The sequence below is a fragment of the Sphaerisporangium album genome (genome assembly GCF_003323745.1).
Lineage (GTDB): Bacteria > Actinomycetota > Actinomycetes > Streptosporangiales > Streptosporangiaceae > Sphaerisporangium > Sphaerisporangium album.
Genome location: NZ_QOIL01000003.1, coordinates 577,318 through 590,231, shown reverse-complemented (window position 1 = coordinate 590,231; position 12,914 = coordinate 577,318). Strand labels below are relative to the sequence as shown.

At 66.2% G+C, this 12,914-nt stretch carries 10 protein-coding genes and 1 pseudogene; 2 read left to right on the top strand and 9 right to left on the bottom strand.

Translation table 11 applies throughout. The annotated features are described in order from the left end of the window. The 6 genes and pseudogenes from DQ384_RS07765 to DQ384_RS07745 all read right to left on the bottom strand — a co-directional run. Nucleotides 1–461 (bottom strand): annotated as a pseudogene (locus DQ384_RS07765) (trypsin-like serine peptidase); the annotation flags it as partial. A gap of 541 nt (nucleotides 462–1,002) precedes the next feature. Next, on the bottom strand, nucleotides 1,003–1,236 hold the full coding sequence (locus DQ384_RS42710; RefSeq protein ID WP_245966302.1) for a hypothetical protein: 234 nt from the start codon (nucleotides 1,234–1,236) through the stop codon (nucleotides 1,003–1,005). Further along, a complete protein-coding gene (locus tag DQ384_RS07760; protein WP_245966301.1) occupies nucleotides 1,233–2,549 on the bottom strand; it encodes a trypsin-like serine peptidase in 1,317 nt (438 codons plus the stop codon). Before DQ384_RS07760 ends, DQ384_RS42710 begins: the two co-directional genes overlap by 4 nt. A gap of 537 nt (nucleotides 2,550–3,086) precedes the next feature. Beyond that, nucleotides 3,087–4,271: a trypsin-like serine peptidase gene (locus DQ384_RS07755; RefSeq protein ID WP_245966300.1), complete on the bottom strand. Its 1,185-nt coding sequence runs from the start codon at nucleotides 4,269–4,271 to the stop codon at nucleotides 3,087–3,089. 516 nt (nucleotides 4,272–4,787) lie between these two features. Beyond that, nucleotides 4,788–5,981 (bottom strand): trypsin-like serine peptidase, encoded by a 1,194-nt coding sequence (locus DQ384_RS07750; RefSeq protein WP_114027991.1) that lies wholly within the window; start codon nucleotides 5,979–5,981, stop codon nucleotides 4,788–4,790. A 191-nt stretch (nucleotides 5,982–6,172) separates the two neighbouring features. Further along, complete coding sequence (locus DQ384_RS07745) at nucleotides 6,173–7,678, bottom strand: trypsin-like serine peptidase (protein WP_114027990.1); 1,506 nt, start codon at nucleotides 7,676–7,678, stop codon at nucleotides 6,173–6,175. A 704-nt stretch (nucleotides 7,679–8,382) separates the two neighbouring features. Here DQ384_RS07745 and DQ384_RS41110 point away from each other — a divergent pair. Beyond that, nucleotides 8,383–8,805, top strand: a complete 423-nt coding sequence (locus tag DQ384_RS41110) for an SSI family serine proteinase inhibitor (protein WP_181871083.1) — start codon at nucleotides 8,383–8,385, stop codon at nucleotides 8,803–8,805. A 220-nt stretch (nucleotides 8,806–9,025) separates the two neighbouring features. On the opposite strand, the gene DQ384_RS07735 is transcribed toward DQ384_RS41110, so the two are convergent. Beyond that, nucleotides 9,026–9,436, bottom strand: a complete 411-nt coding sequence (locus DQ384_RS07735; protein WP_114027988.1) for a DUF2000 family protein — start codon at nucleotides 9,434–9,436, stop codon at nucleotides 9,026–9,028. Between the two features lie 207 nt (nucleotides 9,437–9,643). Between DQ384_RS07735 and DQ384_RS07730 the strand changes: the two genes are divergently transcribed. Further along, complete coding sequence (locus tag DQ384_RS07730) at nucleotides 9,644–10,504, top strand: helix-turn-helix transcriptional regulator (RefSeq protein ID WP_245966308.1); 861 nt, start codon at nucleotides 9,644–9,646, stop codon at nucleotides 10,502–10,504. A 193-nt stretch (nucleotides 10,505–10,697) separates the two neighbouring features. On the opposite strand, the gene DQ384_RS07725 is transcribed toward DQ384_RS07730, so the two are convergent. Both DQ384_RS07725 and DQ384_RS07720 read right to left on the bottom strand, forming a co-directional pair. Further along, nucleotides 10,698–11,540, bottom strand: coding sequence for a L,D-transpeptidase (locus tag DQ384_RS07725; protein ID WP_114027986.1), 843 nt, complete (start codon nucleotides 11,538–11,540; stop codon nucleotides 10,698–10,700). 148 nt (nucleotides 11,541–11,688) lie between these two features. Next, complete coding sequence (locus DQ384_RS07720) at nucleotides 11,689–12,525, bottom strand: Ig-like domain-containing protein (protein ID WP_181871082.1); 837 nt, start codon at nucleotides 12,523–12,525, stop codon at nucleotides 11,689–11,691. Nucleotides 12,526–12,914: the final 389 nt, after the last annotated feature.

Below are 12,914 nucleotides of genomic sequence, written 5' to 3'. Positions count from 1 at the left end.
TCGAACACGCAGTGCCCGGCGGTGGCGACCAGGTTGTGGTACTTGCTCTGGATCGAGGACGCGGAGCACCAGTACTCCTTGTCGCCGATCGTGAAGAAGACCTTGCCGATGGTCTTCGGCAGGTTGATGTTCTTCACCTTGGCGGTGCTCTTCGGCTCGCCACCGATCGGGGGAACCACGCCGGCCTTGCCGTCGGGGGCCGCGTCGCCGCCACCGAGCTTGACCTTGCCCGACTGCTGCGCGCTGTCGGTGAACTGCGTGGCGGCCTTCAGGTTGGCACCACCGTTGGCGGTCCAGAACTTACCGATCTTCTGCGCCTCGGAGGCGGAGGCCAGCGAGACCAGCTTCTTCGCCGGGGCGGTGGTGGCGCTGGCCGTGCCGACCAGGGTCGCGCCGATCATGCTGGTGGCGGCGATGGCGCCACCCAGCGGCAGAACGAGACGCTTCACACGGGTGTTCACAGGGAACTCCTTGGTCTGGACGTGGAACGCATCCTGCGCTCCATGCGTCAGTAAAGGGATAGCCAGGAAGATACAGAGAAGATCTTGGCCTCGGAAACCGGAATCCGGGGAAATTTTGATCTTCGGAGTCGCGTGACCGTTCCGTGACCTTTCTAAGGGTCCTCTAAGGTTCGGCGTCCTCGCGGCGTATTTGATCGTCAACGCAGATCAGTCAGTGCTCGTGACTGGTGTGACAAATGTGGCGTGTGCGGGCGATTGCCTACGGTGACGGCGGCGGTGTGACGCACATCACATCACCCCGAGGGAGCCGTCCCGGTCACCCGTTACGTCTAAGGCGCTTGCGGATGCCCGGAACCCCTGGAAATTTGCTGATTTAGGGCGTGCGCGTCAGGCCGGATGCGGCACGCGCAAACTCCCGCCCGCTCGCCGGGTATCCCTGTCCGGACACGAAAACAGGGCCCGGCACGAATGCCGGGCCCTGTCTCAGTCCCTTTACAGCCCTCGGCTCACCGGAGCGCGGAGCTCCGGCTCACCGAATGTTTCAGGCCTTGGTGACGAAGTCACCGTCGGCGGCGACGATCTTGCCGGACCAGAGGTTGGCGGCGGCCTTGTAGATCGCGTAGGTCTCGCTGTCGAAGTAGGCCGAGGTGCTGAAGTCGATCCGGCCGTTGCTGTCGGCGTCGCCGATGAGGCTGGTGACACCGTTGATGTAGCCGAGGCGCTTGGTGTTGCTGTACTTCAGGATCCAGGGGCCACCGGAGGAGCCGGCGGTCATGGAGCACTTGAGGCCGATCTGGGCCTCGGCCTTGAACGCGGCGGCCGCGGGGCGGCGGCGAAGGTCTTGCCGTAGCACCACTTCGGCGTGACACCGGTGAACGGCTTGTCACCGTCGGGGTGCGCGGAGGCCGGGTACCCGAACGCGTAGACCGGCTGGCCGATCTTCTGGTTCCAGGTGAAGCCCTGACCACCCACGTTGTCGCCGAGACGACCCGCGTCCTTGTAGTAGACGACGTAGTAGACGGTCTTGTAGTACTCGACCTGCGCCTTGGTCGCGTAGTCCACGTAGTAGTGGGTGATGATGTAAGCGCCGTCGCGCTCGCTCTTCGCACCCGGACCGGTGTAGGCGTCGTAGGTCGCCTTGTCGACGATCTCCTCGGTGACCTTCTTCGCGTTCGACTTGTGGAAGTTCACCTTGGCGTCGGCGGCCGGAGCGGCGTCGTAGGCGTCCTTGGTGACTTCCTTGGTCGCCACGACGGCGCCGTCGGTGCCCCAGGGGACGACGACCTCGGGAGCACCCGGGATCGGCTTGGTCCAGCCGTCGGAGCTCTGCTGGCCGTTGTGGGCCTTCAGCGCCGCGTCGTACTCTTCCTTGCTGATCTCGACGTCCTTGGCGGACTTGCTGCCCTGCCACTTGTCGTAGGTCTCCTTGGAGACCTGCTTGGCGCCGGCGTAGACGTAGCCGTTGTAGACCGTGACGAAGGCGTAGTCGCTGTCGAAGTCCTCGTACACCGCGAAGTCGTAGTGGGTGTAGGCGGCCTTACCGACGTACACGCCCCAGGGAGCCTTGCCCTGGTAGTAGCCGGGGACGAAGACCCAGTTGTCGAGCGCGCCGTTGGTGATGCTCTCGTCGAACACGCAGTGCCCGGCGGTGGCGACCAGGTTGTGGTACTTGCTCTGGATCGAGGACGCGGAGCACCAGTACTCCTTGTCGCCGATCGTGAAGAAGACCTTGCCGATGGTCTTCGGCAGGTTGATGTTCTTCACCTTGGCGGTGCTCTTCGGCTCGCCACCGATCGGGGGAACCACGCCGGCCTTGCCGTCGGGGGCCGCGTCGCCGCCACCCAGCTTGACCTTGCCCGACTGCTGCGCGTTGTCGGTGAACTGCGTGGCGGCCTTCAGGTTGGCACCACCGTTGGCGGTCCAGAACTTACCGATCTTCTGCGCCTCGGAGGCGGAGGCCAGCGAGACCAGCTTCTTCGCCGGAGCGGTGGTGGCGGCGGCCGTGCCGACCAGAGTGGCGCCGATCATGCTGGTGGCGGCGATGGCGCCACCCAGCGGCAGAGCCAGACGCTTGACTGCGGTGTTCAAGGGGACTCCTTGGTCTGGCGTGGAGCGCTCCAGCGCTCCATGCGTCAGGAAAGGGATAGCCAGGAAGATATCGGGGCCTACCGGTTGCGCAATGCGTCTGCTGGGATCTGGTCAGCCGCCGTTTCGTCCGAGACCTTCTCGTGATGTTCGCCACTCGTGGACGCTCACAGTCAACTCTCACGGACTTCTCACGCTTTACCCAGATGGATGGCGTCATGGGTGTCGTCCACCGGATTTGGATACGTTGTACGGGGTTGACTGTCACGAAGCGTCACCGAACTCACTGTGACGTAAATCACTCGGCCTGAGGGGAACCGGGGAGCGGTGAAGTACCGTCCCGGGGGCGGGTTCGAGCCGTCGCGAGTGCCCGATCGTCCGCTTCGAAGAGGCCGGAAGCGATGCTCCTGTGCGCCGTGAGCCCGTGCGGCCGTTTCCCTTCCTTGCATGAGAAAGGGGCCCGGCACGAATGCCGGGCCCCTTTCAGTCCCTTTACGACGTTCGGCTCACCGGAGTCCGGGGACTCCGGCTCGCCGACCCTCAGGCCTTCTTGACGAGGTCACCGTCGGAGGTGACCAGCGAGCCGGACCAGAGGTTGGCGGCCGACTTGTAGATCGCGTAGGTCTCGCTGTCGAAGTACGGCGAGGTGCTGAAGTCGATCCGGCCGTTGCCGTCGGCGTCGCCGATGAGGCTGCTGACACCGTTGATGTAGCCGAGGCGCTTGGTGTTGCTGTACTTCAGGATCCACGGCGCACCGGAGGAGCCGGCGGTCATGGAGCACTTCAGGCCGATCTGGGCCTCCGCCTTGAACGCGGCGGCCGGGGCGGCGGCGAAGGTCTTGCCGTAGCACCACTTCGGCGTGACACCGGTGAACGGCTTGTCACCGTCGGGGTGCGCCGACGCGGGGTAGCCGAAGATGTAGACCGGCTGGCCCGGCTTCTGGTTCCAGGTGAAGCCCTGGCCACCCACGTTGTCGCCGAGACGACCCGCGTCCTTGAACAGCACGACGTAGTAGTTCTCGCCCTTGGTGTACTTCAGGCTCTGCCACTTGTCGTAGGTGGCCTTGTCGACCTGCTTCACGCCGCCGAAGGTGAGGCCGTTGTAGACCGTGACGAAGGCGTAGTCGCTGTCGAAGTCCTCGTACACCGCGAAGTCGTAGTGGGTGTAGGCGGCCTTACCGACGTACACGCCCCAAGGAGCCTTGCCCTGGTAGTAGCCCGGGACGAAGACCCAGTAGTCGAGCGCGCCGTTGGTGATGCTCTCGTCGAACACGCAGTGCCCGGCGGTGGCGACCAGGTTGTGGTACTTGCTCTGGATGGACGACGCGGAGCACCAGTACAGGTTGCCGTCCGCCACGAAGAACACCTTGCCGATGGTCTTCGGCAGGTTGATGTTCTTCACCTTGGCGGTGACCTTCGGCTCGCCACCGATCGGGGGAACCACACCGGCCTTGCCGTCGGGGGCCGCGTCGCCGCCACCCAGCTTGATCTTGCCGGAGGTCTCGCTGTTGTTGGTGTACTGCGTGGCGGCCTTGAACTTGGCGCCACCGTTGGCGGTCCAGTACTCGCTGATCTTCTGCGCCTGGGAGGCCGAAGCCATGGTGACCAGCTTCTTGGCCGGAGCGGTGGTGGCGCCGGCCGTGCCGGCCAGGGTCGCGCCGATCATGGTGGTGGCGGCGACGGCGCCACCCAGCGGCAGAACGAGACGCTTCACACGGGTGTTCACGGGGGGAACTCCTTGGTCTGGACGTGGAACGCATCCTGCGTCCCATACGTCAGGAAAGGGATAAGGAGGAAGATAGCGGCGCGAAGCGGCCGCGCAATGTGCCGGCGAACATCTGGTAAGGCGGCGTCTCGCCCGTGTCCTTTTCGTGATCGCGTCCGTCGGTGGACGCGCGCAGTCAACTCGACGCGCCTTTCGGGCGATTGCTCAGGCCAGTCACGCCCTCGGTGGGATTCCCGCGATCTGAATACGTTGTACGGGGTTGACTGTCACAGAGGGTCACGAACTTCCGGTGTGACGTAAATCACACCCCGTTCAGGGAACCTGAGGCATCGGTCGCCCCCTCCCTGGTGGAGCCGCGATCACTCTGATTCGGGACCCACTCTGGAAGTTCCGAAATCGATGTTCCGGTTGACCCTGAAACGGCGTCGCGCGATGACGTGCCGTACCTGCTCGGGCCGAGACGAGAGAAGGCCCGGGCGTCATGCCGGGCCTTCTCTCGTAGAGGGATCCGCGCGGTCAGTCGGTCTTCTGCCGCGCAGCGTAGGAGTAGACGAGGTACGTCGCCGTGTTGAAGAGCGGAGACGAGATCGCGTCGTTGCGGCCGTCGCCGTCCAGGTTGTAGGTCAGGCTGGTCACGCCGTTGAGGTAGCCGATGCGCCGCGCGTTGTCGTACTTGATCAGCCACGGGCCTCCGCTGGCCCCGGCCGTGAACGCGCACCCCTTGAACAGGACGCCCTGGTCCAGCTCCCACTTCTGCGTGGCTATCTTGCTGGTGGCCTTCGTCGCGCACGACTCCATCGTCCGGCCGGTGTAGGGCCGAGTCCCGTTGGGTTGCTGGCCGGCCGGGTAGCCGAACGCGTACGCCGCGACGGTGAACCCACGGTTCCAGGCGAAGCCCTGCCCGCCGACGCGGCTCTCGAGCCGGCCGGTGTCCACGATCTTGTAGGCCGGCTGCCCCTTGGGGTCCTTCTTGATCCGCCCGTTGGCGTCCCTGTCGACGTCCCAGCGGTAGCCGTTGTGGACGGTGACGAAGGCGTAGTCGTAGTCGAAGTCGCCCGTGGCCGCGTACTTCTCGTTGAGGTGCAGTGTGTGCCCGACGTAGATGCCGTACGGCGTCGCCCCGTCGGAGTACGAGGGGATGAACACCCAGTAGTCGACGGGCTTCTCTCTCTTGACGTCGTAGGCGCAGTGGCCCGCGGTGGCGACGACGTTGCCGTACTTGGAGTGCACCGACGAGGCCGAGCACCAGTACTCGGCGTCACCGTTGCGGAAGAACACCTTGCCCACGGTCGGCGGGAGGTTCACGTTCCTGGAGTGGGCGACCTGCGCCGCCGTCTTCGGGGGAGCCGAGCCCTCCAGGGCGGTCGTCGTGCCACCCGTCGAGGTCAGAGCGCTGGTGGCCCCCGCCGCGGCCGGTGTCGCGGCGGCGCTCGCGGTTCCGGTGGCCTCCGGGCTCGCCGCGCCGGTGCTCGCCGCGGCCGTCCTGGGGATGTAGCTGTTGGCGTGCTTGAGCCGGTCCGGCGTCCACCAGTCGACGACCTTCTGTGTGTCCGCCTCACTCTGCGCCAGGGGGACGGACGTGATGCCGGCGGGCGCCGTCTGGCTTGAGGCCCGCGCCTCGACAGGCCCCGCGCCGGCGGACATCACCACGCACGCGGACGCGAGCGCGCCGGTGAGAGTGAGCGCGATCCGCTTCGCTCGGGGTGGCATTTCGTACCTTCCGGGGGTCAGAAGTGTGCAGACAACGGTGAAGGGCGATTTTTCCAGATCAACTACTTTTCGGCACGGTACTTGGCCGACCTGGGTTCACTTCGTTATCGGACGTCCCACGATCACCGCGGCGGAGGGGCCGGTAGGGGGCCCGATACGGACCCGGGCCCCCTACCTTGCCGTGGCTCGCGTCAGCTCGTCGTAAGCTTCCCGGTCCACAGGTTGGCCGCGTACTTGTAGATGCCGTACGTGTCGCTGTTGAAGTACGGCGTCGTGATCCGGTCGTACCGCTTGTTGCCGTCGGTGTCGAGAGTCAGGCTCACGACGCCGTTGACGTAACCGGTCCGCTTGGCGTTGGAGTACTGGATCAGCCAGGGGCCGCCGGTCGCACCGGGCGTGAAGGCGCACTTGATGGCCAGCTGCTCTTCCGCCTTGTACTTCGCGACGGCCGGAGCGGCGCCCGCCTGGCCGTAGCACCACTTCATCGTCTCGCCGGTGTAGACCTTGTCACCGTCGAGGTGGGCGGAGGTGGGGTAGCCGAAGCTGAAGTACTTCGACTTCGTGCTCCGGTTCCACGTGAAGCCCTGACCGCCGACGTTGTCGCCGAGACGGCCCGCGTCCTGGAAGGTCCTGATGTGGAAGACGGTCTTGTAGTACTTGACCGACGTCGACTCCTGCACCCAGTACTTCACGAAGTAGTGGGTGATGGTGTACGCCGAGTCGACGATCTTCTTGTAGCCGGGGCCGGTGTACTTGTTGTACGTGACCTCGTCGACGATCTCCGTGGAGGTCTTGGCCGGCGCCTTGGAGTAGTTGACCTTGGAGTTCCAGGCCGGAGCCTTGTCGAAGTCCTCCTTGCTGACCTCCTTGAGGACCTTCTTGCCGCCCTTGGTGCCCCACGGCATGACGATCTCGGTGCCGGTGCTCTTCGACCACGCGTCGGCGGTCTCACCGCCCTTCTCGTCGTACTTCTTCTGGTACTCCTCCTTGGAGATCTCCTCGTCCTTCGCCCACTTCGGACCCTTGTAGGCGTCGTAGGTGGTCTTGTCGACGATCTTCTCACCGGTCTGCTTCACGCCGTTGTAGACGTTGACGAAGGCGTAGTCGTAGTCGTAGTCCTCGTAGACGGAGAAGTCGTCGTGGAGGTTGACCTTGGCGCCGACGTAGATGCCCCACGGCGCCTTGCCCTGGTAGTAACCGGGGATGAAGACGAAGTTGTCGACGTACTTGTTCTTGTCGGTGTCGTAGACGCAGTGGCCCGCGGTGGCGACCAGGTTGTGGTACTTCGACTGGATCGAGGTGCCGGAGCACCAGTACGGCTTGCCGTCGACCTGGAAGAACACCTTGCCCACGTTGGTGGGCAGGTTGACGTTCTTCGACGAGCCCGCGGTCTTGCCGCCGGCGCCCTGGGGGGCGATCGAACCGGCCTTGCCGTCGGCGGAGGCCTTGCGCGTGCTCGCCTTCATCTTGCCGGAGAGCGAGGAGTCCTCGAGGTAGGACTTCGCGGACTTCAGCTTGCCGGCGGTCCAGGACCCCGCGATGGCCTTCGCGTCGGTCCCGTTCGCCAGCGAGCCGGACTTCACCGGGGACGGCTTGGCCTGTGCCGTCGCCGCGGTGGTGAGGGTCGCGCCGATCATGCCGGTGGCGATGAGGGCACCACCGAGAGGGAGGATCAGGCGCCTTGCTCGGGTGTTCATTGAGCTCCTTCTATGTCATGGGATGCCCGGGAAGGTCCCATGCGTACGTAAAGAGACTCATCGACCGTACTCCGGCGATCTTGGCAACTGTGGCGAAACCGGACAAATGCGGATGTCCGTTATGTGGTTGTTATAAAAGTGCGGGAACCGGAGAGATACCTGGTACGTCGAATCTTGCTCATCGAGCAGGGGTCGGCGCGAGATCGGCAAGCACACACACGAGGGGGGCGGCGACGGCTCGACGTCCTGCTGGATAGGGGATTCTGATGAGACGTCCGCACCGTGGCCTGACCCGCACGTTCGTCGTCACGGGCGCCGTGGCGACCCTCAGCCTGGCGGCCGTGGCGACCGTGACCTTCGGCGCCGTTGGCGCCCTCTTCCCCTCGGCCCCACCATCCGCCGGCGCCGCGCCAGACGCCATATCCCCCGGAACCCCGCCGGACGCGGCTCTCGGCACCCCATGGGACGGATCCGGCGCCGAGTGGCACGGACCTGGAGTCCCATGGGATGGGCCTGCCCGAGGCCCACGATATGGATCCGGTGGAGGTCCACGGTATGAATCTGATGGAGGTCCACGGTATGGATCCGGCGGAGGCCCGCGTGACGGATCTGCCGGCGCCCAGCCGGATGGGTCCGCCGGGACCGCGCCGGATGGCACGTCCGTCGGCGACACCCCACAGAGACGACCCGCGCCGGACGGCCCTATGGCGCTGCCGGCCCCACCGGGGAAAGGGGCGCTCCCGTCCGCGTCGGCGTTCCACCCATTCCCCGGCGGACCGCCACCCGACTCCACCACCTCGGCCCAGGGCAAGGGCGTCAGCCGAGCGCTCCTGCTGACGATCGCCCGAGGCGAGTCCGTCACCCCCGCCGACCGGATCGCCTTCCTCCAGTGCGGCCCCCTCGGCGGCACGCACGCCCGCGCCTCCGAAGCCTGCCGCCTTCTCGACCCGGTCTCAGGCGACATCACCGACCTCAAACCCTCACGCGACACCGGCTGCGCAAAGCAATACGACCCCATCACCGTCTCCGCCTCCGGCCTATGGGACGGCAACCACATGTGGTTCGAGCGCACCTTCGGCAACCACTGCGAACTGACGGCGTACACAGGAGCGGTCTTCAATTTCTAGGCCCCTGCGCGCCATAGCGGGGCGAACAGGATCCCGGTTGCTCTCGATGATCGACGCGAAGTCCACGCCCGCCTCCGCTGGTCCGCTACCTGGTTCTCGGGCGACTGAGTCCGCCGATCCGGCTTGGTCGGCCTTTTCGCATTCTTCCGTAGACCAGCGGTCCCCACCGAGGAGGCTTTCCGCGCGGCGGCGGTTGTGTCGTCGGTGTGAGGCCTACGTGTCAAGGGTGGAGGGAGAGGCCCTTGAGGGTTTTGTCTATGGCGTTTTTGGGGCCGTGGACGGCCAGGCCTACGAGGGGGAGGGTTTCGGTGGTGTGGGCTTGGACGGTGGCGCGGTTGGCTTCGTCGTGGCCGGTTTTGAACATGTCCTCGATGTAGACCGCTGTGGGGAGGCCTCGGCTCAGGGCCCAGGCGTGGGTGCGGGTGAGGGCCTCGGTGTCGGCGGCGTAGATGAGGACGGGCTGGCCGAGCATCGCGAGGTAGGTGTTGCCGTCGGCGTCGGCGTAGGGCTCGCCGATCGCGTCCTGAGCCGCTGCGGCGACGGCGCTGGCCAGGAAGGCGGTCACGTTGAGCTTCTGCCAGACGGCCAGGTCCTCCCGGACGACGATGCCGATCTTCGTGTCGAAACGCATGAGATCACAGTGCTCGGGTCGGGTGGTGCTCGTCTTGTACGCCTGTGCGGGGGCCGGGTCGTCCAGGGGGCGGCAGGGAGGAGTCGCGGCGGTGTCGTGGGCTTGGCCGGAGGTCGGTGGTGCCGGGCAGGCCGGAGACCGGAGCAGAATTGGGGGATGGGGGACTGGGCTCGGTACTGGCGGTCGCCGGAGCGGCCGTTGGAGGCCATGCACGCGCACTTCGAGCGGCACGTCTATCACCGGCACAGTCATGAGACGTACTCGTTCGGGTTCACCGAGGAAGGCGCGCAGAGCTTCACGTGCCGGAGGGCGGCGCATACGAGTACGGCCGGCATGGTGATGGTGTTCAATCCGGACGATCCGCATGACGGGCATGCCACGGATGAGTTGGGGTTCACTTATCGCATGGTGCACATCGGCCCCGGGTTGGTCGCCGATGTTCTGGCGGAGGCGGCGGGACGCCGGGTCGGGCTTCCGTTGTTCACCGAGCCGGTGGTGAGCGGTCGTGGGGGGTTGGCGGGGAAGCTTCGGTTGTTGCATCAGGCGCTGGTGGACGGTCCCGCTTCGGCGCTGCGCAGGGACGAGCTGCTGGACGGCGTGGTGACGGCCATGGCCGGGCGGGCCCGTGCGCGGGTCGGGGAGTCGTGGCCGGATGTCGCGCCGGCCGGAACCCCGCGGATGTCGGGTGTTCTGGATGTGGCGGACGGGCGTTCGGGCGCGGGGCTTTCCGGGCGCGGTGGAGCCGATGTGGGGACGGCGCGTGTCGTGCGGGAGCTGTTGCATGACACCGATGACCAGGGCGTTTCCGCGAGTGATCTGGCGGCGGCCGCCGGGCGTAGCCGGTTCGCCGTCTATCGGTCGTTTCAGGCGGTGTACGGCATGGCGCCAAGCGACTATCAGCGGCAGCTTCGCCTGCGCGCGGCCCAGCGGCTGCTCGTCCAGGGACGTCCGCTGGTGGAGGTGGCGGTGGAGACGGGCTTCACCGACCAGAGCCACCTCACGCGGTGGTTCACCCGGTATTTCGGCGTGACTCCTGGTGCCTATCGCCGTGCCGTCGCGACAGGGTGAGTGTGGGGCGACACGGTGCGGCTTGTGTCCCGTCTGTCTGGTGGGCCGGTGGGCCGCAGTAGGAGGCGCCGTTGCCGCCGTTCCGCTTCCCGCCGCGTCGCGCCGTTCGAGTGGGTCGCTTCGGTGGCGGGAGTGGATGGCGGGGGCCGACGGAGCGGAGTGGGGCGGCTCGGTCGTCACGATGGTCGACCGGTCAATTGGTGATGACGATCAGGCTGCCCAGGGGGATTTTGGCCACGGCGTCGAGGCCCGCTTTCGGGACGCGGATGCAGCCGTGGCTTACGGCCTTGCCGAAGACGTCTTTGTCGGGCCAGCCGTGGATGCCGATGGTGCCGGGGCCGCCGTCGTAGGTCTCCAGTTTCTCGGAGTGCATGCCCAGCGGGAGGATCACCGGGCTGTAGTCGACGTCGGACGGGGACAGCGCGGCGAGCAGGAAGGTGCGGCCGACCGGGGTCGGGGTCTCCTTGGTGCCGATGGCCACCGGCCAGGAACCGGTCTCCTGGCCGTCCTTGAGCAGGGTGAGCCGGCGTGAGGTCAGGTTGATGTGGACCTGGTACGGGCTGCGGGTCTGCTTCATCTTGCCGTCGCCGGTGTGGATCCAGCCTGTGGAGCCGTTGGGCTTGCTCGGAAGCAGCACCCGCATCCAGTCGGGGCGGGTCTCGATCACCGGCAGCCAGGTGGGGTCGTTCAGCTGGGTCGTGGGCAGTACGCCGATCGGCGGGCCGCCGGGTTCGGCGTACACGACCTTGGCCTTCTCCGGGTGGACGAGGAGGCCGTCGCCGGCGGCGAACGGTTGCGGGTCGGGCTGTGCCTTGGGGATCTTCGTCCACGTCGTCGAGGCGGGGAGGGCGGCGCGTTGCTTGGCGGTCAGCTTGACCGGGGCGACGGGCGGGCCGGGCGGGGCCGCGGGCCTGGCCAGTTCTCGGTCGACCTTCCTGTTGGTGAGGAACACCAGCAGGGCGAGGCCCGCGAGTGCGGCGGTGACCACGGCGATGAGCACGATGGTGGTGCGCGCGGATCGACGGCGAACGGACATGGGACCCCCGGGAAGTTCTGGCTCCTGGATGCGGTTGTTCGGCGGCGGTTCCGGTATGTGGGCGGCGGCTTGTTCCTTGTGGGGGTTGGTGGGCTGAGGGCCCGCCCGTGGGTCGGGCGGGCCCTGGAAGGACCATCGGAGCGGTCGATCAACCGGTGACGGCGAAGTGGTGCACCGGCTTCACGTAGTGGTGCTTCTTGTGGTGGAACTTCTTGTGCGGCTTGTAGTGCTCGTGGTACTCGTGGCGGTGCCCGGGCACCCAGCCGTGGCGGTGGTGATGGCTGTCCCAGTGCGACCGGTGGCCGCCGCCATGGTCGTAGTAGCCCTCGACGTGACGACGGATGCCCTTGTCGACCAGGGTGACGTGCCTGTTCTCCCGGTGCCACTGCGCGCAGAGCCTGCGGAGCCTGTCCGACCGCTCGCGGCGGTGGTGGCGGGAGCTGCCGGACTCGTCGTCCTCGTCGAAGTTGTCGTGCCGGAAGTGGCGGCACAGATGATCGAGGTCGTCGTGATCGTGGTGGCGGATGACGCCGGGGTCGTCATCCTCTTCCTCGTCGTCGTCCTTCCAGTTGTCGTCCTTCTCCTTCTTGTCCTGCTCCTCCTTCTCCTTCTTCTTCTTCTTCTCCTCGTCCTTCTTCTTGTCGTCGTCCTTCTTCTCGGCCTCGATCTTCTGGATCAGCACGGGCGACGTGCTGGGGTCGAACGAGGCGTTGCCCTGGTAGAAGGCGGTGATGTTGTGAGAGGCCTCGTCCAGGCTGGAGGTCGAGTAGGTCGCCTGGCCCGTCCCTTCGAGCGCGGCGCTCCCGAGTTCCCGGGAGCCGTCACGGAAGACGATGGTGCCCGTGGGAATGATGTTGCTGCCGGTCGCCCGCACCGTGGCGGTGAAGGTGACGGAGTGTCCGACCTTGGTCGGGTTCTGGGACGAGGTCAGAGCGGTGGTGGTCGCGATCTGCCGGCGGACGGTGACGACGAAGCCCGTCTTCACGGGGCCGGACGGAAGCAGGGACGCTGCCTTCGCGCCTTGCGGCGCTTGGATCGCGTACGCGCTGCCGGGAGTGGCGGCGAGCACGCCGATCGCGAGAGCGCCCGTGAGAGCTGCCGTCAGCCATGAACGACCGACATTACGTTGGAGAGACCGTGAGTGACCGACGTCTTTCATAAAGCGGTCCTTTTCTTTTTGCAGTTCAAAGTAAAGGAGCACCTCGATGCTGGCGCACCTGCATGACCGACCCTACTCACGGTCGACCTCAATACCGTTGTCCGACATGCGGGAGATTCGCGTGAGCGGCGACTTAATTGCAAAAAACAGAAGGTCACTACGCGGCCATTTTTCATGATAAGTCGGGCGGAGCTCCGGGCGTCGGCGCAGGCAGG

Coding starts and splice junctions, on each gene's coding strand:
- DQ384_RS42710 (WP_245966302.1), bottom strand. CDS start 1,236: ATGACCGCCGGCTCCTCCGGTGGCCCCTGGATCCTGAAGTACAGCAAC.
- DQ384_RS07750 (WP_114027991.1), bottom strand. CDS start 5,981: ATGCCACCCCGAGCGAAGCGGATCGCGCTCACTCTCACCGGCGCGCTC.
- DQ384_RS07745 (WP_114027990.1), bottom strand. CDS start 7,678: ATGAACACCCGAGCAAGGCGCCTGATCCTCCCTCTCGGTGGTGCCCTC.
- DQ384_RS41110 (WP_181871083.1), top strand. CDS start 8,383: ATGGCGCTGCCGGCCCCACCGGGGAAAGGGGCGCTCCCGTCCGCGTCG.
- DQ384_RS07735 (WP_114027988.1), bottom strand. CDS start 9,436: ATGCGTTTCGACACGAAGATCGGCATCGTCGTCCGGGAGGACCTGGCC.
- DQ384_RS07730 (WP_245966308.1), top strand. CDS start 9,644: ATGCACGCGCACTTCGAGCGGCACGTCTATCACCGGCACAGTCATGAG.
- DQ384_RS07725 (WP_114027986.1), bottom strand. CDS start 11,540: ATGTCCGTTCGCCGTCGATCCGCGCGCACCACCATCGTGCTCATCGCC.